Source organism: Flavobacterium sp. (assembly GCF_044360715.1).
Lineage (GTDB): Bacteria > Bacteroidota > Bacteroidia > Flavobacteriales > Flavobacteriaceae > Flavobacterium.
On the sequence record NZ_JBIKJY010000011.1, the window covers coordinates 39,078 to 59,148 of the forward strand.

General features: G+C 32.5%; 18 protein-coding genes. 9 read left to right on the plus strand and 9 right to left on the minus strand.

What is annotated here, in order from left to right:
- Positions 1 to 14 precede the first annotated feature (14 nt).
- The 4 genes from ACIQ16_RS05340 to idi are packed head-to-tail and all read right to left on the minus strand — an operon-like array spanning position 15 to position 2,241.
- Positions 15 to 284 (minus strand): hypothetical protein, encoded by a 270-nt coding sequence (locus tag ACIQ16_RS05340; RefSeq protein ID WP_353077329.1) that lies wholly within the window; start codon positions 282 to 284, stop codon positions 15 to 17.
- A gap of 57 nt (positions 285 to 341) precedes the next feature.
- A complete protein-coding gene (locus ACIQ16_RS05345; RefSeq protein ID WP_396149364.1) occupies positions 342 to 1,301 on the minus strand; it encodes a type I phosphomannose isomerase catalytic subunit in 960 nt (319 codons plus the stop codon).
- Complete coding sequence (locus ACIQ16_RS05350; RefSeq protein ID WP_396149366.1) at positions 1,302 to 1,712, minus strand: 6-pyruvoyl trahydropterin synthase family protein; 411 nt, start codon at positions 1,710 to 1,712, stop codon at positions 1,302 to 1,304.
- Positions 1,713 to 1,716: 4 nt separating this feature from the next.
- Complete coding sequence (gene idi / locus ACIQ16_RS05355) at positions 1,717 to 2,241, minus strand: isopentenyl-diphosphate Delta-isomerase (protein ID WP_396149425.1); 525 nt, start codon at positions 2,239 to 2,241, stop codon at positions 1,717 to 1,719.
- A gap of 151 nt (positions 2,242 to 2,392) precedes the next feature.
- On the opposite strand from idi, the gene ACIQ16_RS05360 reads away from it, so the two are divergent.
- The 6 genes from ACIQ16_RS05360 to ACIQ16_RS05385 are packed head-to-tail and all read left to right on the plus strand — an operon-like array spanning position 2,393 to position 7,674.
- The gene (locus tag ACIQ16_RS05360) at positions 2,393 to 3,163 is read left to right on the plus strand and encodes an AAA family ATPase (RefSeq protein ID WP_353079719.1); all 771 of its coding nucleotides are present in this window, start codon (positions 2,393 to 2,395) and stop codon (positions 3,161 to 3,163) included.
- Complete coding sequence (locus ACIQ16_RS05365) at positions 3,163 to 4,062, plus strand: ParB/RepB/Spo0J family partition protein (protein WP_396149368.1); 900 nt, start codon at positions 3,163 to 3,165, stop codon at positions 4,060 to 4,062. Before ACIQ16_RS05360 ends, ACIQ16_RS05365 begins: the two co-directional genes overlap by 1 nt.
- A 53-nt stretch (positions 4,063 to 4,115) precedes the next feature.
- Positions 4,116 to 4,628, plus strand: a complete 513-nt coding sequence (locus ACIQ16_RS05370; protein ID WP_396149370.1) for a DUF5683 domain-containing protein — start codon at positions 4,116 to 4,118, stop codon at positions 4,626 to 4,628.
- Between the two features lie 44 nt (positions 4,629 to 4,672).
- On the plus strand, positions 4,673 to 5,371 hold the full coding sequence (gene dapB, locus ACIQ16_RS05375) for a 4-hydroxy-tetrahydrodipicolinate reductase (RefSeq protein WP_396149371.1): 699 nt from the start codon (positions 4,673 to 4,675) through the stop codon (positions 5,369 to 5,371).
- 53 nt (positions 5,372 to 5,424) lie between these two features.
- Positions 5,425 to 7,005: a signal peptidase I gene (lepB, locus tag ACIQ16_RS05380; RefSeq protein WP_396149373.1), complete on the plus strand. Its 1,581-nt coding sequence runs from the start codon at positions 5,425 to 5,427 to the stop codon at positions 7,003 to 7,005.
- Between the two features lie 54 nt (positions 7,006 to 7,059).
- Positions 7,060 to 7,674: a WbqC family protein gene (locus ACIQ16_RS05385; RefSeq protein ID WP_396149375.1), complete on the plus strand. Its 615-nt coding sequence runs from the start codon at positions 7,060 to 7,062 to the stop codon at positions 7,672 to 7,674.
- 72 nt (positions 7,675 to 7,746) lie between these two features.
- Here ACIQ16_RS05385 and secDF read toward each other — a convergent pair whose 3' ends face one another.
- Together secDF and ACIQ16_RS05395 are read right to left on the minus strand one after the other, a co-directional pair.
- Positions 7,747 to 10,701 (minus strand): protein translocase subunit SecDF, encoded by a 2,955-nt coding sequence (gene secDF / locus ACIQ16_RS05390; RefSeq protein ID WP_396149377.1) that lies wholly within the window; start codon positions 10,699 to 10,701, stop codon positions 7,747 to 7,749.
- Between the two features lie 218 nt (positions 10,702 to 10,919).
- On the minus strand, positions 10,920 to 12,176 hold the full coding sequence (locus ACIQ16_RS05395) for an aminotransferase class I/II-fold pyridoxal phosphate-dependent enzyme (RefSeq protein WP_396149379.1): 1,257 nt from the start codon (positions 12,174 to 12,176) through the stop codon (positions 10,920 to 10,922).
- A 140-nt stretch (positions 12,177 to 12,316) separates the two neighbouring features.
- Between ACIQ16_RS05395 and ACIQ16_RS05400 the strand changes: the two genes are divergently transcribed.
- Both ACIQ16_RS05400 and guaB read left to right on the plus strand, forming a co-directional pair.
- Positions 12,317 to 13,180: a hydroxymethylglutaryl-CoA lyase gene (locus tag ACIQ16_RS05400; RefSeq protein WP_396149381.1), complete on the plus strand. Its 864-nt coding sequence runs from the start codon at positions 12,317 to 12,319 to the stop codon at positions 13,178 to 13,180.
- 112 nt (positions 13,181 to 13,292) lie between these two features.
- Positions 13,293 to 14,765 (plus strand): IMP dehydrogenase, encoded by a 1,473-nt coding sequence (gene guaB / locus ACIQ16_RS05405; RefSeq protein WP_396149383.1) that lies wholly within the window; start codon positions 13,293 to 13,295, stop codon positions 14,763 to 14,765.
- 112 nt (positions 14,766 to 14,877) lie between these two features.
- Here guaB and purB read toward each other — a convergent pair whose 3' ends face one another.
- Positions 14,878 to 16,221 (minus strand): adenylosuccinate lyase, encoded by a 1,344-nt coding sequence (gene purB, locus ACIQ16_RS05410; protein ID WP_396149385.1) that lies wholly within the window; start codon positions 16,219 to 16,221, stop codon positions 14,878 to 14,880.
- Between the two features lie 177 nt (positions 16,222 to 16,398).
- On the opposite strand from purB, the gene ACIQ16_RS05415 reads away from it, so the two are divergent.
- Entirely contained in the window at positions 16,399 to 17,055 is a 657-nt protein-coding gene (locus tag ACIQ16_RS05415; RefSeq protein WP_396149387.1) for a TrmH family RNA methyltransferase, read from the plus strand.
- Positions 17,056 to 17,147: 92 nt separating this feature from the next.
- Here the strand turns inward: ACIQ16_RS05415 and ACIQ16_RS05420 are convergent, their stop codons facing one another.
- Positions 17,148 to 17,912 (minus strand): carboxypeptidase-like regulatory domain-containing protein, encoded by a 765-nt coding sequence (locus ACIQ16_RS05420; protein ID WP_396149389.1) that lies wholly within the window; start codon positions 17,910 to 17,912, stop codon positions 17,148 to 17,150.
- A 143-nt stretch (positions 17,913 to 18,055) separates the two neighbouring features.
- Complete coding sequence (locus ACIQ16_RS05425; RefSeq protein WP_396149391.1) at positions 18,056 to 20,029, minus strand: DEAD/DEAH box helicase; 1,974 nt, start codon at positions 20,027 to 20,029, stop codon at positions 18,056 to 18,058.
- Positions 20,030 to 20,071 lie beyond the last annotated feature (42 nt).

Sequence of the window (20,071 nt, forward strand, 5' to 3'; positions counted from 1 at the left end):
TTTTGCGATTTTTTTTAGTTTAATTCGTTCACTTTTGCAACAAATTGATTTGCAGCAACTTCGAATTCAGCTTTTACTAATTTGTAATGTGCTTTTTTATTTTCAACATTTTTTTGGTTTACTTTTACCATTAATGCATCAAATGTATCGTAAATATCTCCTACTAAAGCCTCTGATGATTCAGTTGGTTTTCCTGTAGAAGTCATTTCCCAAATATATACTATGTTTAAGATATCTCCTAAAACGTAGTTAATTTCTTTTTTCAAGTTTTTAACGCTTGCCATTTTCTTATTTTTAAAAATTATGATGCAAAAGTAAACAATATATCAATACGCTGCTAATTAAATTGTAATTTCCAAAAGAGACGCTTCGCCAATTATATCAAAACTATCTATTATAGCTGGAATTAATATAGTATCTCCTTTTTTAAATTCAGCTTTAAAACGTAGCATATTAATAGTGAAACTTCCTTCTGTACACATCAAAACCGTAAACGATTCTTTCGTTTTTTTCCAATTGTATTTTTCTGAAATTTGTAAAATATTGGTGTTAAAAAACGGACATTCTACTAAATTAACTGACTTGTTTTTAGCAGCATCGTAGTTTAATTTAGTATTTGTAGGTTCAAAGTTTATTGCATCAAGAGCTAAATCTGTATGTAATTCTCTACCAACTCCATTTGCATCTACCCTATCCCAATCATATAATCGATAGGTAATATCGCTTGTTTGTTGAATTTCTGCAAGTAAAACACCAGCACCAATGGCGTGAACAGTTCCTGTTTCCAGAAAAAAAGCATCGCCAACTTTTACAGGAGCTTCATTTAAAACTGCAACTAATGTTTTATTTTCTAAATGTTCTTGATACTCTTTTTTATTTGTTTTGTCTTTAAATCCAACAACCAATCTTGCATTATCATCGGCTTGCATTACAAACCACATTTCTGTTTTACCAAAAGAGTTGTGCCGCTCTTTTGCCAATGCATCATTAGGATGAACTTGAATAGACAAATCTTCTTTGGCATCAATAAATTTAAAAAGTAAAGGAAAATTATTTCCGAAATATTGGATGGTCTTTATGCCTAAAACTTCTGTTGGATATTTTTCAATTAATTGATTTAAATTCAATCCTTCAAATGCTCCATTGGCTACAACACTAATATCATTTTCTACGGTTGATAATTCCCAGCTTTCGCCAATTTGGCTGCCATCAAAAGATTTATTTAATATTTCTTTTAGTTTGGTACCACCCCATATTCGTTCTTTAAAAATGGGTTCGAAAAGTAAAGGATAAAACAACATTTATTCGCCTCTATAAGTTACAAAATTACGAGGCGTTTCATATAAAACCACTTCTAAATCTAAATTTAGATTAATGTGATTTCTTAATTTTTGCCAAATAATAATTGAAATGTTTTCGGCAGTTGGATTTAAATTTTCAAAATCGGGAACATCTAAATTCAAATTTTTATGATCAAACGCATTTTCAATATGTTCTTTTATTAAATCTGATAAAATTTTTACATCAATTACAAAACCTGTTTCTTGATCAATTTCACCTTTAACACTTACAATTAATTCGTAGTTGTGCCCATGATAACTTGGATTGTTGCATTTACCAAAAATGGCATCGTTTTGTTCCATAGACCAATCTTTTCGATATAACCTATGTGCGGCATTAAAATGCGCTTTTCTGCTTACTGTTACTTTCATTTTTTTATTTATTGTCATCAAAATGATGATAAAATTCCTCAAATATTATTTTAAACCAAACCGTATAAAGATTCGGATTTACAATCATGTCATTTTTTACTTCTTCAATCTTCATCCATTTCCAACTTTCTACCTCATCTTTATTAATATCGGGCATTTCGTTATAATAACCAAGCATAACATGATCTAATTCGTGTTCGGTTAACCCGTTATCAAATGGTGCTTTATAGATAAAATGGAACATTTCTTTTAGTTCTGTTTCAAAACCCATTTCCTCTCGAAGTCGTCTGGTGCCAGCTTGAATATTTGTTTCATTTTCTCGTTGATGACTACAACAAGTATTGGTCCACAATAAAGGAGAATGGTATTTATGATGCGCACGTTGTTGCAACATCAACTCATTTTTATCATTTAAAATAAAAACAGAAAAGGCTCTGTGCAAAACCGCTTTTTCGTGTGCTTCTAGCTTATTCATCAATCCAATTGGATTGTCATTTGCATCAACTAAAATAACTTTTTCTTCTACCACTCTTAAATATTTAATTGTCAAATTTACAAAAAAAATAATTTTTACAGCAAAGATATACTGAAATAAAGACTTTAACGTATTGTTAATAAAATTGGGTTGGTTATACCATAAAAAATTGTATTTTTACGCTTCTAAAATTTTAAAAGAAAAAATGGGTAAAATCATTGCAATTGCCAATCAAAAGGGCGGGGTAGGAAAAACAACAACTTCGATAAATCTTGCCGCGGCATTAGGTGTTTTGGAAAAAAAGGTGCTTTTAATTGATGCCGATCCGCAAGCAAATGCGAGTTCTGGTTTAGGAATTGACGTGGAAGGTGTTGAAATAGGTACTTATCAAATAATAGAACACAGCAATACCGCAAAAGAAGGTGTGATTTCTACAAGCGCTCCAAATGTTTGGATTATACCCGCACATATTGACTTAGTTGCCATAGAAATTGAATTGGTTGACAAAGACAATAGAGAATATATGCTAAAACAAGCCTTACAAGAAATTAAGGAGGATTACGATTATATAATTATTGACTGCGCACCATCTTTAGGTTTATTAACGTTAAATGCGTTAACCGCTGCAGATAGCGTTGTAATTCCTATTCAATGTGAATATTTTGCATTAGAAGGTTTAGGAAAACTATTAAACACAATAAAAAGTGTACAAAAAATTCATAATCCAAGTTTAGATATTGAAGGATTACTTTTAACTATGTACGATACCCGTTTACGATTATCAAATCAGGTAGTTGAAGAAGTTCAAAAACATTTTAACAATATGGTGTTTTCGACTATTATTCAAAGAAATATTAAATTAAGTGAAGCACCAAGTTTTGGAGAAAGCATTATAAATTATGATGCAACAAGCAAAGGAGCTGCAAATTACTTAAATTTAGCAGAAGAAATTATCAAGAAAAACAGTAGTAACTAATGACAAAAGCAGTAAAAAAACCTGTGTTAGGAAGAGGACTTTCAGCACTTTTAAGCGATCCTTCAAACGACATTAAGTCTGTAGAAGATAAAAATGCAGATAAAGTTGTAGGAAGTATCATTGAACTTGATATTAATTTTATTGAAATAAATCCGTTTCAACCAAGAACTAATTTCAATGAAGATACGCTTCAAGAATTAGCTAAATCCATTAAAGAAGTTGGAGTTATTCAACCTATTACTGTTAGAAAATTAGAATTTAACAAATACCAACTAATTTCTGGAGAACGAAGATTACGTGCTTCAAAATTATTAGGCCTTTCTACTATTCCTGCCTATATCAGATTAGCAAATGATAACGAATCACTTGTTATGGCTTTAGTTGAGAACATTCAACGTCATGATTTGGACCCAATTGAAGTGGCCATTTCGTACCAAAGATTAATTGAAGAAGTAAATTTAACTCAGGAAGAAATGAGCGAGCGTGTGGGAAAAAAACGTTCAACCATTACTAATTATTTACGTTTGCTAAAATTAGATCCGATTATTCAAACAGGAATGAGAGATGGATTTATTTCGATGGGACATGGTAGAGCATTAATAAATATTGAAAACCAAGAAGCGCAAAGCGATATTTATCACACCGTTGTTACTCAAAACTTATCGGTTAGAGATACTGAAGCGTTAGTGAAAAAATATCAAGAAGGATTAAAACCAAAAACAAGTAAAACGGCTACTACAAAATCATTCGAAATTGCTACTGAACAAAAGAAAACTTTTGCCAACTTCTTTGGTGCAAAAGTAGATATCAGTGTTTCTGCAAATGGCAAAGGAAAAATAGCCATTCCTTTTCATTCTGAAGAAGATTTTAATCGAATTATGAAATTAATCAACGATTAGTGAAGCGGTTTCTTTACATATTTATTTTACTGTTTTTGGGCACAACATTTTCTGTGGCTCAAAAGAGAGAATTAAAAATTGAAACTAAAGACATCGTAAAATCCGACATCAATCCATTATCGCCAGCAAAAGCAGCTTTTTATTCTGCAATTTTGCCAGGATTAGGTCAGGCATACAATAAAAAATATTGGAAAATTCCTATAGTTTACGGTGCTATTGGTGCTGGGGTGTATTTTATCATGGACAATAATAAAAAACACAATCAATACCGTGACGAATACAAAAAACGATTAGCCAATGGCGGCGCAATAGACACATCAGATCCTACTTATGGAAAGTTAAGTACTGAAAGCGTCATTAGAGGACAAAAATTCTATCAAAAAAACAGAGACTTATCCGTACTTATTACTGCGGGTTTGTACATTCTAAATATTGTAGAAGCAAATGTAGACGCTCATTTATTGCAATTTAACGTAAATGACGATTTATCATTAAAACCAGATTTACACACCAATCCGTATACATTTAACCAAAATGTAGGGTTTACGTTGACGTATCAATTTTAACATTTTATTTCGTAACATTTTATTTAAAACAACAACTAATCAAAATGAAAATAGCATTATTAGGTTATGGTAAAATGGGAAAAGTAATTGAAAAAATTGCTTTAGAACGTGGTCATGAAATTGTTTTAAGAAAAAGTAGTTCAGATAATTTTGATGGTATTACAAATGCAGATGTTGCAATAGATTTTAGCGTTCCAAGTTCTGCTGTTAATCATATTTCAAAATGTTTAAACCAAAATATTCCAATAATATCTGGAACAACAGGTTGGTTAGAAAATTATGATGAAATGGTGCAATTGTGTCAAGCAAAAAACGGAAGTTTTATTTATGCTTCTAACTTTAGTTTAGGCGTAAATATATTTTTCGAACTAAATAATTATTTAGCGAAAATGATGAAAAACCTTAAAGACTACAATGTCTCAATGGAAGAAATTCATCACACACAAAAATTAGATGCACCAAGCGGAACAGCAATAAGTTTGGCAAATGGAATCATAGAAAACACAGATTATGTTAATTGGACATTAGAAAATCCAACTGCGAATCAAATTTATATTGACGCAAAAAGAATAGAAAACATTCCTGGAACTCATTCTGTTTTTTACGATAGCAAAGTGGATCAAATAGAAATTAAACATACCGCTCATAGCAGAGAAGGCTTTGCTTTAGGTTCGGTCATAGCTGCAGAATGGTTAATAGGTAAAAAAGGCGTTTTCACTATGAAAGACGTTTTAGGAATATAAGTATAATTTACGATTTACGATTTACGATTTACGATTTACAAAAAAACAAAATTATGGACATATCAACTTGGATTATTACAATATTAATAATTAGTACAATACACGCAATTTGTACTTGGAAATTATATCTAAAAGCAGGTAGAAAAGCTTGGGAAGCCTTCATTCCTGTTTATAACGGAATTGTATTAATGCAAATGATAAATCGACCAAAATGGTGGGTGCTTTTATTATTTTTACCGGTTATTAACTTGTTAATTTTACCTGTAATTTGGATTGAAACCTTACGTACTTTCGGTAAAAAAACTACTGCAGATATGTGGTTGGGCGTTATTACTTTAGGTTTATACATCGGATATGTAAATTACACACAACAAGTTTCATACGAAGCTGAACGCGATATCAAACCCGCAACAAAAGCTTTAGATACTTTAGGTTCAATTACTTTTGCTTTAATAGTAGCGACTTTTGTGCATACGTATTTTATTCAACCCTTTGTAATTCCTTCTTCATCATTAGAAAAATCATTATTAATTGGAGATTTTCTTTTTGTAAGTAAATTTCATTATGGCGCCAGAACACCAATGACTCCAGTTGCAGCACCAATGGTTCACGACTCTATTCCAATGGTAAAAAAACTTTCATATTTAAGCAAGCCTCAATTACCTTATTTTAGATTTCCTGCTTTAGAAAAAATTAAAAATAACGACATTGTTGTTTTCAATTGGCCAAGAGATACACTTGCAAATATGTATTTACCAGCAAAAGAAAGAATTGACAAACCTCGCGATAAGAAAACAAATTATGTAAAACGTTGTGTGGGTATTGCCGGCGACAGTTTGCAAATTAAAGACGGAATTGTTTTTGTAAATGGTAAAGAATTACTATTACCTGAAAGAGCGAAACCTCAATATTCTTATAAAATTAGTACCGACGGCAAAACACCAATTGATTTTGAAACGATTTTAAGAGAAATGAAAGTTACTGATCCAGCAGGAATGATAACTAACGACACGCTTTACGTTCAAGCATTAACTTTTGAAAATGCAGAAAAATTAAAATCAATTAGCGGTATCACTTCGGTAAAAAGAATGATAAACAAAAAAGCAGAAGACGGCGTATTCCCAGATTTTAAAGATGGAAAGCCATCCGAAACGAACAATTGGAATGGTGATAATTTCGGTCCAATTTACATTCCACAAGCTGGAAAAACAGTTGCTTTAAACAAAGAAACGTTACCCTTGTATAAATTAATCATCACAGAGTACGAAGGAAATACGTTAGAAGTAAAAGGAAATGAAATTAAAATAAACGGAAAAATAACTACTTCCTACACCTTTAAACAAGATTATTATTGGATGATGGGAGACAACAGACATAATTCGTTAGATGCGCGTTATTTTGGTTACACACCTGCAGATCATATTGTTGGTAAACCTATTTTTATTTGGATGAGTTTAGATTGGAATGCAAAAGGCTTACTAAATAAATTTAGAACCGAACGTTTCTTTACAACCGTTAGCGGAGAAGGTCAACCTGAATCGTATTTTAAATACTTCTTATTCCTTTTAGTAGGATATTTTGCTTGGGATTGGTATAGAGGTAAGAAAAAGAAAAAAGAAACAGATTTACTTTAAATAATTTAAGAGTTGTAATTTAGTTTGCAACTCTTTTTTCATTACAATAGAATTATGAACAATGAAATTTTAATTTATCCTACTTACTTTCCATCTATCAGTCATTATATTGCTATGATTGCTGCTGAATCGGTTACATTTGAAGTAGAAGATACCTTTCAAAAACAAACCAACAGAAACCGAATGTACATTTATAGTCCAAATGGAATTCAAATGTTAAACATATCAGTAAAGCATGACGATGCAAATAACAACTTTAAAGACATCAAAATAGACAACCAATACAATTGGCAAAAAAACCATTTTAAATCTTTAGAAGCTGCTTATAAGAATTCGCCTTTTTACGAATATTTCATAGATGATTTACAACCCATATTCGAAAAAAAACACGAGTTTATGTTAGATCTAAACTTTGAAATATTTGAAAGAATAAATGATGCTTTGGGAATTTCCATTCCTTTTGAGAAAACAACGGAATATTTTCATGAAGTTACTGATAAAACTGATTTTCGCAATTTAGTAAATGGTAAAAAAGACGCCACTCAAATTGAACCATACACACAAGTTTTTGATAACAAGCACGGTTTCATAAATAATTTATCCATTTTAGATTTACTTTTTAATGAAGGTAGATATGCAGTGGATTATTTAAAGCAACAACATTTATAATTTTTTCATATAACTTATAAAAAAAACGTCCCGATTTTCATCGGGACGTTTTACTTATATAATATCACAACGTTATACGTTGTGCTCTGCTTCAATTTGTTTTTTATCTGATGCTGACATCGTATCCACTAATACTGGTGTCGCAATAAATAACGAAGAATATGTTCCTACAATAATTCCGATTAACATCGCAAAGATAAATCCACGGATTGAATCACCACCAAATACAAACATAATTGCTAATACCATAATCATCGTTAAAGATGTGTTTAAGGTACGAGATAATGTCGTGTTTACAGAATCGTTTACAATTTTGTTAAAATTACCATGGTGCGATTTTCCACCTAAGAATTCACGAACTCTATCAAATACAATTACGGTATCATTCATTGAATATCCAATTACTGTTAGAATAGCAGCAATAAAGTGTTGGTCAATTTCCATATGGAATGGCATATATTTGTATAATAAAGAATAAATACCTAATACAAAAATAACGTCATGCGCTACTGCAGCAATTGCTCCTAATGAATATTGGTATTTTCTGAACGAAATTACTAAGTATAAACACACTAATAACATCGCTCCTAATACTGCCCAATAGGCGTTTGTTTTAATGTCATCTGCAATAGAAGGCCCAACTTTCATAGCTTGCAATACACCAAATTGTTTTCCTTCTTGTGTATTTGTAAACTCATCGTAAGAAATCTCTTTAGCATAGAATTTTTTCAAACCTGCATATAATTTTTCATTTACTTCTTTATCAACCTCAACACCTTGCTTGTCGATTTTATATTTTGTAGTAATTTTTAATTGATTATCGTTACCAAATGTTTTCGCTTCCGCTTTGTCAAAAAACGCAGCTGTAGAAAGCGCATTTGAAACTTCTTCTGGAGACACTTTTTGGTCAAATTGCACTTGGAAGGTTCTTCCTCCAACAAAGTCAATACCTTGATCAAAACCATTCGTAAAGAACGAAACAAAACTAACAATACAAACCACTAACGAGAATGCATATGTGAATTTCTTAATTTTTAAGAAATCGAAGTTGAAACCTGTAAACCAATTTTTAGTAATGTTGGTACAAAATTGCAAACTTCTTCCTTTAGCAATATCTGCATCAATAAAGAAACGCGCAATAAAGATTGAAGTAAATAATGAAGTTAAAATACCAATTAATAAAGTAATCGCAAAACCTCTAATCATTCCTTCTCCAAAAATATATAAAATTGTACCTGTTAATATATGTGTCACGTTGGCATCAATTATAGAACGCATAGCGCCTTTCCATCCGAAAGCAGTAGTAACTGCATTTTCTAATGATAAACCAGCTCTTAATTCTTCTTTTGCTCTCTCGTAGATAATAATATTCGCATCTACCGCAGTACCCATTGTTAAAACGATACCTGCAATACCTGGTAATGTTAAAACAAAACCAAAGTTAGCCATAGCGCCAAATAACAAAACTAAGTTTAATAATAAAGCTGCGTTAGCATACCAACCTGCTCTTCCGTAATAGAAAACCATCCAGAAAGAGACTAATAATAAACCAATGATAGAGGATAAAATACCATTATCAATAGCTTCTTGACCTAAAGAAGGTCCAACTACTGCTTTTTGAACGATATCTGCTTTAGCTGGTAATTTACCTGCTCTTAATACATTTTCTAAATCTGCAGTTTCTTCTAATGTGAAAGAACCTGAAATTTGTGTTTGTCCACCAGAAATAGCTGCTTTTGCAGTAGCTGCAGAATACACAACATTATCTAATACAATACAAACTTGATTTCCGTTTTTAGCAATGTCACCCGTTAATTGTTCCCATTTTCTTGAACCAACTGGATTCATTTGCATACTTACTGCTGGTTTTCCAAACTGGTCAAAATCAGCACTTGCATCTGTAATGGCACCACCTAATAATGGCGCAACTCCATCTGCAGTTCCTTTTAATATGTATAATTCTGTAACATCTTCAGCTTTAGAAGTTGTTTTTCCCCAAGCAAATTTTGCGTTTGAAGCCGTTGCAGGAAGTAAAGCTCTAATTTCTGCTCTTTTTAAATACGAGTTAATTTTAGCTGTATCCTTAACATTATATCCAATTAATCCTGACGGACTTGGAATTGCATTTTCAAATAAAGGTCCTAAATCTTTAGCTGCTTTTTTAGCGGCATCTTTTTTATCGCCTAATAATTCATTTACTTTAGATTTTGCATCTACCGCTTTCGTTGTATCAACAATTGCAACTTTTGCAGCTGGTTTTTTCTCAGTTGCTTTTAAAGCATCATTTGCAGCAGTAAAGAAATTACCTAATTCTTCTGGTTTTAAAGTTTCCCAAAATTCTAATTGTGCGGTTTGAGATAATAATTTTTCAACTCTATCTAAATCTTTAGCACCTGGTAATTCTACTAAAATTCTTCCTGTTTCACCAATTTTTTGAATGTTTGGTTGCGCTACTCCGAATTTATCTATACGTTTAGTTAATACTTTATAAGCACTTTCAATAGATTCAGCTACTTTCTTTTTCAAAATAACTTTCACTTGATCATCAGTCATACTTAACTGAATTTCTTCAAATGTTCTATTGTAGAATGCTTCAGCTGAAGCCATTTTTATAGTTCCGTTAGATTCTGCAGCAAAAGCGTCAAAAAAGGCATCTAAATAATCTTGATTTCCTTTTCTATCTTTTGTAGCTCTTTCTAAAGCTCTGTTGAAAGTTGGGTTTTTAGAATTGTTAGATAATGTTTTTAAAACGTCTTTAACAGAAACTTCTAACGTTACGTTAATTCCACCTTCTAAATCTAATCCTTTGTTAATTTGTTGTTTTTCAACATCTTCATAAGTAAAGCCTAAAAAAACGTCTTTTTTCTTTAGATCTTTTAAGTAGTTTAATTCTTTTTGAGAATCTCCTTTCGCAAATTCTTTCGCATCTTTTACAATTCCGTTAGCAACAAACGTAAAAGAAAGTTGATAGATACAAGCAATCGTAAATATGATTGCGAAGAATTTAATTAGTCCTTTGTTCTGCATTATAGTTAATTTAAGTTATTTTCTTTAAAAACGGACAAATATATCATTTCATAAAGGATAAAACAATTTTATTTGAGCCTAAAATTCATTTTTTATTAATATTTATTCAACATTACGAAAAAATCATCTTTTTTACACTTTTAAGTAACTAAAAATAAGATGAATAAAAAAAAGCGTTGAAACAATCAACGCTTTTTAATTTTTATAATTTGTTCAAATTATTTATCTGTAATTGTTGATTCTGCAATTTTTTTGTACGTTCCGTTTTCTAATTTCTCACGTATGGCTTCAAAAGCAGTTAACGTTTCATCAATATCTTCTAATGTATGCGTTGTGGTTGGAATCATTCGTAATAAAATCATACCTTTTGGAATTACTGGATACACAACTATAGACAAGAAAATTCCGTAGTTTTCTCTTAAATCGTTTACCATAATCATAGCTTCAGGTATAGAACCTTCCAAGTAAACTGGTGTAATACACGTGTTTGTATCGCCAATATTGAATCCTTTTTCTTTTAATCCGTTTTGTAACGCATTAACATTTACCCATAATTTATCTTTAATTTCAGATGAATTACGTAATAATTCTAAACGTTTCAGCGAACCAATTGTTTGAATCATCGGCAATGCTTTAGCAAACATTTGAGAACGTAAATTATATTTTAAATAATCAATAATATCTTTATCAGCTGCTACGAAAGCACCAATATTAGCCATTGATTTTGCAAAAGTTGAAAAATACACATCAATTCCGTCTTGACACCCTTGCTCCTCACCTGCTCCAGCACCTGTTTTACCAAGTGTACCAAAACCGTGCGCATCATCAACCAATAAACGGAAATTGTATTTTTTCTTCATTTCTACAATTTCTTTTAACTTACCTTGTTGTCCTCGCATTCCAAAAACACCCTCCGTAATAAACAAAATACCACCACCCGTTTCGGTAGCTAATTTTGTAGCACGTTGCAAGTTTTTTTCCATACTTTCGATGTCATTATGCTTATACGTAAAGCGTTTTCCACTATGCAAACGAACACCGTCAATAATACACGCGTGTGCATCTACATCATAAACAATAACATCATTTCTGGTAACCAAAGCGTCAATTGTAGATAAAATTCCTTGGTAACCAAAATTCAATAAATATGCCGATTCTTTCATTACAAAAGCTGCCAATTCTTGTTCTAATTGTTCGTGATACTTAGTGTGTCCACTCATCATACGAGCTCCCATTGGGTAAGCCGCACCATATTGTGCTGCTGCTTCAGTATCTGCTTTACGAACTTCTGGATGATTGGCTAACCCTAAATAGTCATTCAAACTCCAGTTTAATATATTTTTACCTTGAAATTGCATTCTTGGGCCCAATTCACCTTCCAACTTTGGAAACACGAAATAACCTTCTGCTTGTGAAGCCCATTTTCCTAACGGTCCTTTATTTTGTTGTATTCTTTCAAATAAATCTTTAACCATAATTTCTTACTTAATTTGTGGTGCAAAAGTATAAATAAAAAAACGTTTTTAATAATTTTTTTTATACTTCTAACGTTTAACTTGATTGCAATAAAAACATATTTGTAGAGAATAAAGTTTTACTTATCTTTGACATTCTTATGAAAGCAATAAAAATTATCGAATGTCCGCGCGATGCCATGCAAGGCATTAAAACGTTTATTCCCACCGAAAAAAAGGTTCAATATATTCAATCTTTATTACGAGTTGGATTTGACACGCTGGATTTTGGAAGTTTTGTTTCGCCAAAAGCGATTCCGCAAATGCAAGATACTGCTGACGTTTTAGCTCAGTTAGATCTTTCGCAAACAAAAAGCAAACTATTAGCAATTATTGCCAATACGCAAGGAGCAGAAGCTGCATCAAAACATAAAGCAATACAATATCTTGGTTTTCCGTTTTCTATTTCTGAAAATTTTCAAATGCGAAACACGCACAAAACCATTGCTGAAAGTTTGATAACATTGCAAGAAATATTAGAAATAGCTGACAAATCTAACAAAGAAGTTGTAACGTATATTTCTATGGGATTTGGAAATCCGTATGGCGATCCATACAATGTTGAAATTGTAGGTGACTGGACAGAAAAATTAGCTAAGATGGGCGTAAAAATTTTATCACTTTCCGATACGATTGGCTCTTCTACCCCCGAAGTTATCGATTATTTGTTTCGTAATTTAATAACAAAATATCCAAATATTGAATTTGGTGCGCATTTACATACCACGCCAGACAAATGGTTTGAAAAAATTGACGCCGCATATCAAGCTGGCTGCAGAAGATACGATGGCGCCATTCAAGGTTTTGGAGGCTGCCCAATGGCTAAAGACGATTTAACCGGAAATATGCCTACCGAAAAATTATTGTCCTATTTTACTACCAAAAAAGAAAACACCAACACCAGCCCAATGAGCTTTGAAAGTGCTTATAACGAAGCAACTAAATTGTTTGGCGCGTTTTATTAATGAATAAACTTAAAGCATTGATTTAGTTGATAAATTTAATTGTTTTGAATTAAATTATGATTTACTACTAACTTTTTCTTATATTTGCACGCAATTTAACTACAATTGCAGGATGAAAGCACACACTACAAAAATTATAGGAGAAGGACTAACGTATGACGATGTTCTTTTAATCCCAAATTACTCAGAAATTCTTCCAAGAGAAGTTTCTATTCAATCAAAATTTAGTAAAAACATTACCTTAAATACACCAATTGTTTCCGCTGCAATGGATACAGTTACAGAAAGCGCAATGGCAATTGCTATGGCGCAAGAAGGTGGTATTGGTGTGCTACATAAAAATATGACTATTGCACAACAAGCTGCAGAAGTTAGAAAAGTAAAACGTGCAGAAAGCGGAATGATTATAGATCCTGTAACATTGCCTTTAACCGCAAATGTAGGTGATGCCAAAAATGCGATGAGAGAATTTGGTATTGGTGGAATTCCAGTTGTAGATGAAAAAGGAATTTTAAAAGGAATTGTTACCAATAGAGATTTGCGTTTTGAAAAAGAAAACTCAAGAGCGATTACTGAAGTAATGACCTCTGAAAATTTAGTTACTGCAGGAAAAGGTACTACTTTAGCCGCTGCAGAAGAAATTCTTCAAGAAAGTAAAATTGAAAAATTACCTGTAGTTGATGCTGATTTTAAATTGATTGGATTAATTACATTTAGAGATATTACTAAACTTACACAAAAACCAAACGCAAATAAAGATAAATTTGGTCGTTTACGAGTGGCTGCTGCTTTGGGTGTTACATCAGATGTACTTGACCGAGCAGAAGCTTTAGTAAAAGCAGGTGTTGATGCCGTAATTATTGATACCGCACACGGACATACAAAAGGTGTGGTAGATGTCTTAAAACAAGTAAAAAACAAATTTCCAGAAATAGATGTAGTGGTTGGAAACATTGCTACGCCAGAAGCGGCTTTATATTTAGCTGAAAATGGTGCTGATGCTGTAAAAGTTGGAATCGGACCTGGTTCTATTTGTACGACTCGTATTGTAGCTGGTGTTGGTTTTCCTCAATTTTCTGCCGTTTTAGAAGTGGCTGCCGCATTAGAAGGAACAGGTATTCCAGTAATTGCTGATGGAGGTGTTCGATATACTGGAGATATACCAAAAGCGTTGGCTGCAGGAGCTTCTTGTGTGATGTTAGGTTCGATGTTAGCTGGAACGAAAGAATCTCCAGGAGAAACTATTATTTTTGAAGGAAGAAAATTCAAATCGTACCGAGGAATGGGTTCTGTTGAAGCTATGAAAGAAGGTTCGAAAGATAGATATTTCCAAGATGTGGAAGATGATGTGAAAAAATTAGTTCCAGAAGGAATTGTAGGTCGCGTACCTTACAAAGGCGAACTTAATGAAAGCATGCAGCAATTTATTGGCGGACTTCGTGCTGGAATGGGTTACTGTGGTGCCAAAAACATTGAAACCTTACAAGCCACAAGCCGATTTGTACGATTAACCTCAAGTGGAATTAGCGAAAGTCATCCACATAATGTTACCATAACTAAAGAAGCTCCGAATTATTCGAGATAGTAATTAATATATAGACCTGACAGGTTTTTGAAACCTGTCAGGTCTAAAAAGTAAAAAACCATTCCGATTTATTGGAATGGTTTTTTTTTGGTACCAGATTCTGAATGAAAAATTAAATTCCCAAATAATTACTTGGTGTAATCGCTTTTAATTCTGTTTTAATATCGTCAGAAACGTTCAACGATTCAATAAACGCGTAAATCGAATCTTTATTAATAACCGTATTGGTTCTTGTTAAATCTTTTAGTGCTTCGTAAGGATTTGGATAGCCTTCTCTTCGTAAAATAGTTTGAATCGCTTCTGCTACAACGGCCCAATTTTTTTCTAAATCTTCTGCGAATTTTGCTTCGTTTAATAACAACTTATTCAACCCTTTTAATGTAGATTCAAAAGCAATAAGTGTATGTCCAATTGGCACACCAATATTTCGTAAAACAGTACTATCTGTTAAATCACGTTGTAATCTTGACAATGGTAATTTTGCAGATAAATGTTCGAAAATCGCATTTGCAATTCCTAAATTTCCTTCCGAATTTTCAAAATCAATTGGATTCACTTTATGTGGCATAGCTGAAGAACCGATTTCTCCCGCTTTAATTTTTTGCTTGAAATAATCCATAGACACATACGTCCAAATGTCTCTATCTAAGTCAATAATGATGGTATTTATTCTTTTTAATGCATCAAAAAAAGCAGCAAAATGATCGTAATGTTCAATTTGTGTAGTTGGAAATGAATGACGCAGTCCTAACGTTTCTTCAACAAATTGCGATCCGAATGCTTTCCAATCGTGGTTTGGATAGGCTACTTTATGCGCGTTATAATTACCTGTTGCGCCACCAAATTTAGCGGCAAAAGGTACATTAAACAACAAACGCATTTGTTCTTCTATACGTTCTACAAAAACTAAAATTTCTTTTCCTAAACGGGTTGGCGAAGCCGGTTGTCCGTGCGTACGAGCTAATAAAGGAATATTTGCCCATTCTACCGAAAGTTCTTTTAATTTTTGAACAATCGCAATTAAACTTGGTAAATAAACATTTTCAAAAGCTTCTTTCGCAGAAAGTGGAATCGCAGTATTATTAATATCTTGAGATGTTAGTCCGAAGTGTATAAATTCTTTAAACGCTTCTAAACCAAATTCGTCAAACTTCTTTTTTATAAAATATTCAACCGCTTTTACATCGTGGTTAGTCGTTTTTTCGGTTTCTTTAATCCAAAGTGCATCTTCCGTTGAAAAATTTTCATAAATGCTTCTCAATTTTCCAAAGCTATTTTTATCTACACCTTGTAATTGAGGCACACCATATTCACACATTGAAATAAAATATTCTACCTCAACTAAAACTCTATATTTTATTAACGCTTCTTCCGAAAAATAAGCGGATAACGATTTGGTTTTACTTCTGTAGCGTCCGTCAATTGGCGATATGGCATTTAATTCCGTTAATTGCATAATGTTGTGTTGTTTTTTAAAGATGCAAATTTAGTAATTCGTGCGTAGTATTCCGAAATTAGTTAGGTGTTTTTTGAAAAATTAATTTTAAAATAATATACATTAAAAAATTAGAGCTATTAATTCGATCATTTTCTTTTATAGAATTTTTGTTACTTTGCGACAAATTAAACCGAAATGCAAAAAAACAAACTCGCTTTATTAGAATATTTAGAAAACTTTATGTCTGAAAACAGAAAAAACAGATTTATTGAAGTACTAAAAAACAGAACCAATCATTTTACTATTGCTATGGAAGATGTGTATCAGCTACATAATACAAGTGCTGTTATGAGGAGTTGTGAGGTTTTTGGCATTCAAAATTTACATATTGTAGAACAACGATACGGAAAAGCGATTGACAAACAAATTGCGATGGGTGCCGAAAAATGGGTAGACATTAACCAACATCAAGATATGAAAAGTTGTATCGCAAGTTTACGGGCAAAAGGGTATCAAATTATTGCGACCACACCACATAATGACTCCTGTATGTTAGACGAATTTGATGTTTCGAAAAAATCGGCAATCTTTTTTGGAACGGAGATTGATGGGCTTTCAGAAGAAGTAATAAAAGAGGCGGATGGGTATATTAAAATTCCAATGGTTGGATTTACAGAAAGTTTAAATATTTCTGTTTCAGCTGCATTGGTTATTCAAGATATTACAAACAGAATGCGACAATCAGATATTAACTGGCAGCTTACAGATGAAGAAGTGTTAGAAAAACGAATGGATTGGACGAGAAAAACAATTAAAGATATTGCGTATATTGAAAAACAGTTTGTGGGATAGTTTTCAGTAATCAGTTATGAGTTGGCAGTTGTAAATAGCTACTTGACACTTTGAAACTTTGCACTTTGACACTTTGCAACTCTTCACATAAACTACTTTCTTCTCAAAACTTTGTAATCATTATAGGAAGTTGCTAAGGCATCTAATACTTGCAAATCACTTGCTGTATTAATGAAATTTTTAGAATAATTGCATTTTTCTAAAATTTTATCAATTTCATTTTTATCCAATTGTAACAACATCACTAAAACTTCACGATTCGTATTATTACTTAAAATGGCAGAAAAATGCGTATCTTTTTTTAAATCGATTAATTTCTTAAAATCTTTTTCTTTTGTATTAAACAATGAATACACTAAATCTACTGGATTAGACAAAGCCTTTAATAAGTTTTCTGTAGCATTTTTAGCTTTCATTCCAGGTTCGTAACCTAAATTTAAACCCGCAATATTGTAGCGATAGTTTTCGTTTACTGGAATTAATTTTGTATCAATTTGTAAATACCCTGTTAAAGTATAATTTGTAACTAAAACCGTTTCAATTTCATTTTCTTTAAAACTTAAAAAAACCGTTTGGTTTCCAGCATACCATTTTTGGTTCACACCAACCTCAGCATAATTATAACCCAAATGAGAAAACAACAATTTGTCATTTGTTTTCGCAGAAATTTCAAAATCACCATTTTCAGATGCCAAAACCACCGAAGATGTATTTTTATTTAAAACCGTTACTCTGGCAATTGGCATATTAGTTTTAATATCTATAATTTTTCCTTTCACTTTTACTTGCAATGTGTCGGATTGAGAAAACCCAAACACGGCAGTTAAAATTAAAATAAGAAAAGCTATTTTTTTCATCTGAAAATTTATTTCTACAAAAATAAGATTTAATTTTAAATAGGTAATGTTGTTAACATAAGATTATAAAAAAGTTGAATTTTAAAGCATAAAAAATCCCGAAACGAATGCACGAATCGGGATTATTATATTTAAACTAAAAATTAGTCGTTTGATCTTCTTGGTGTTCTTCTTGCTCCTTCAAATCCAGAACTTCTTCTTTCAGTTGAACGACCTTCAGAAGCACGACCTTCTCCTCTTCTTCCGCTATCGCGAGAATCAGAACTTCTTCTATCGCTTCCTCCTGTTGATGAAGTTCTTGGTCTGAAACCACTTCCTCCTTCACGGTTGAAACCACCTTCACGATTTCCACCACCTGAATTTCCTCTGTAGCCTCCACCTTCACGGTTTCCTCCATCACGATTTCCTCTATAACCACCGCCAGAATTTACTCCTTCACGTCTTCCTGAGAAACCGCTTCCGCCAGATCTTCCGCCACCACTTCTTCCGTTATGGTCTCTGCGTCCTGAACTTCTTCCACCTTCGTTTTTAGAAATTTCAACGTTAATTTTTCTGCCGTTAATATTAACAGCATTTAAAACTTCCATTACTTTTTCTGCTAAATCAGCATTAGTATTAAAGAAAGAAAAACCTTCTTTACAATCTACTTTAAATACGTCGTCTTGACCTACTTGTAAAGTATCACGTAAATAATCTTTTAACGTCATCCAGTCATAATCATCTCTTATACCAATATTGATAAAATATCTTACCGTTCCATCCGATGGAATTTCAGCTCTACTTGATGAACCATCTTGAGAAGCTAAATCTTTAGATTTTTTGTAATAGTTTAAGAAACGATTAAATTCTACAGAAATTACTTTTTTAATTAACTCTTCTTTAGGAATGTCTTGTAACAACTCCATAATTGAAGGCAAATACGTATCAATTGAATGATCTGTTTCTGTATCTTTAATTTTGTTCGCTAAGTGTAATAACTGAATTTCGCAGATTTCCATTCCAGAAGGAATCGCTTTTTCTTCGAATTTCGTTTTAATAATTCGCTCAATTGAGTGAATTTTTCTGATTTCACTTTTCGTAATAATTACAAACGAAGTACCCGATTTTCCGGCACGACCTGTACGACCTGAACGGTGCGTATACGTTTCAATTTCGTCTGGTAATTGATAATTGATTACGTGAGTAATGTTGTCTACGTCAATTCCACGAGCCGCCACGTCAGTAGCCACAAGCATTTGAATTTGCCTTCCACGGAACGATTTCATTACGCCATCACGTTGTGCTTGCGATAAATCTCCGTGTAATGCAGCAGCATTATACCCGTCTTCAATTAATTTTTCTGCAACCGCTTGTGTATCTCTTTTCGTTCTACAAAAAATTACAGAGAAAATATCTGGATTCGCATCTGCCAATCTTTTTAAACCCTCATATCTATCACGTGCATTAACTAAATAATATTCGTGAGAAATGTTTGCTGAACTAGAGTTTTTATGACCTACCGTAATTTCTTGCGGGTTTCTCATAAATTCTTTAGCGATTCTGGCTACTTCTTGCGGCATTGTTGCCGAGAATAACCAAGTGTTTTTGTCTTTTGGCGTGTCTGATAAGATACTTGTAATATCTTCATAGAAACCCATGTTTAACATTTCGTCTGCCTCATCAAGAACACAGATGCTGATGTTTTTAATATTCACCATGCCTCTGTTAATCATATCTTGCATTCTACCCGGTGTCGCCACAATTACTTGTGCGCCTCGCTTAATATCACGCGCTTGATCATGAATACTCGCGCCACCGTATACTGCAACAGTATATAAACCGTCGATGTATTTTGAGTATAATTTAATCTCGTTTGTAATTTGCAAACACAATTCTCTTGTTGGAGAAAGTATTAATACCTGTGTTTGCTTGTTGAATGGGTCAATTTTTTGGATTAGCGGAAAACCAAAAGCTGCGGTTTTTCCTGTTCCTGTTTGGGCAAGAGCCACGATATCTGTATCATCTTCCAATAATAGTGGTATGGCCTTCTCCTGTACTTCCGACGGGGTCTCGAATCCTAAATCACGTATTGCTTTTAACAACGATTCGTTTAACCCTAATTGCTCAAATTTATTCATTATATATTTTTAAATTGGGTGCAAAGGTAGAATTAAAAAACG

Bases quoted from the DNA above. Each gene is read 5' to 3' on its own strand.
- ACIQ16_RS05400 (WP_396149381.1), top strand. From the start codon at position 12,317: ATGAAAGCAATAAAAATTATCGAATGTCCGCGCGATGCCATGCAAGGC.
- purB (WP_396149385.1), bottom strand. From the start codon at position 16,221: ATGCAATTAACGGAATTAAATGCCATATCGCCAATTGACGGACGCTAC.
- ACIQ16_RS05420 (WP_396149389.1), bottom strand. From the start codon at position 17,912: ATGAAAAAAATAGCTTTTCTTATTTTAATTTTAACTGCCGTGTTTGGG.
- ACIQ16_RS05350 (WP_396149366.1), bottom strand. From the start codon at position 1,712: ATGAAAGTAACAGTAAGCAGAAAAGCGCATTTTAATGCCGCACATAGG.
- ACIQ16_RS05340 (WP_353077329.1), bottom strand. From the start codon at position 284: ATGGCAAGCGTTAAAAACTTGAAAAAAGAAATTAACTACGTTTTAGGA.
- ACIQ16_RS05425 (WP_396149391.1), bottom strand. From the start codon at position 20,029: ATGAATAAATTTGAGCAATTAGGGTTAAACGAATCGTTGTTAAAAGCA.
- ACIQ16_RS05365 (WP_396149368.1), top strand. From the start codon at position 3,163: ATGACAAAAGCAGTAAAAAAACCTGTGTTAGGAAGAGGACTTTCAGCA.
- lepB (WP_396149373.1), top strand. From the start codon at position 5,425: ATGGACATATCAACTTGGATTATTACAATATTAATAATTAGTACAATA.
- secDF (WP_396149377.1), bottom strand. From the start codon at position 10,701: ATGCAGAACAAAGGACTAATTAAATTCTTCGCAATCATATTTACGATT.
- ACIQ16_RS05345 (WP_396149364.1), bottom strand. From the start codon at position 1,301: ATGTTGTTTTATCCTTTACTTTTCGAACCCATTTTTAAAGAACGAATA.
- dapB (WP_396149371.1), top strand. From the start codon at position 4,673: ATGAAAATAGCATTATTAGGTTATGGTAAAATGGGAAAAGTAATTGAA.
- ACIQ16_RS05360 (WP_353079719.1), top strand. From the start codon at position 2,393: ATGGGTAAAATCATTGCAATTGCCAATCAAAAGGGCGGGGTAGGAAAA.
- ACIQ16_RS05395 (WP_396149379.1), bottom strand. From the start codon at position 12,176: ATGGTTAAAGATTTATTTGAAAGAATACAACAAAATAAAGGACCGTTA.
- guaB (WP_396149383.1), top strand. From the start codon at position 13,293: ATGAAAGCACACACTACAAAAATTATAGGAGAAGGACTAACGTATGAC.
- ACIQ16_RS05415 (WP_396149387.1), top strand. From the start codon at position 16,399: ATGCAAAAAAACAAACTCGCTTTATTAGAATATTTAGAAAACTTTATG.
- ACIQ16_RS05385 (WP_396149375.1), top strand. From the start codon at position 7,060: ATGAACAATGAAATTTTAATTTATCCTACTTACTTTCCATCTATCAGT.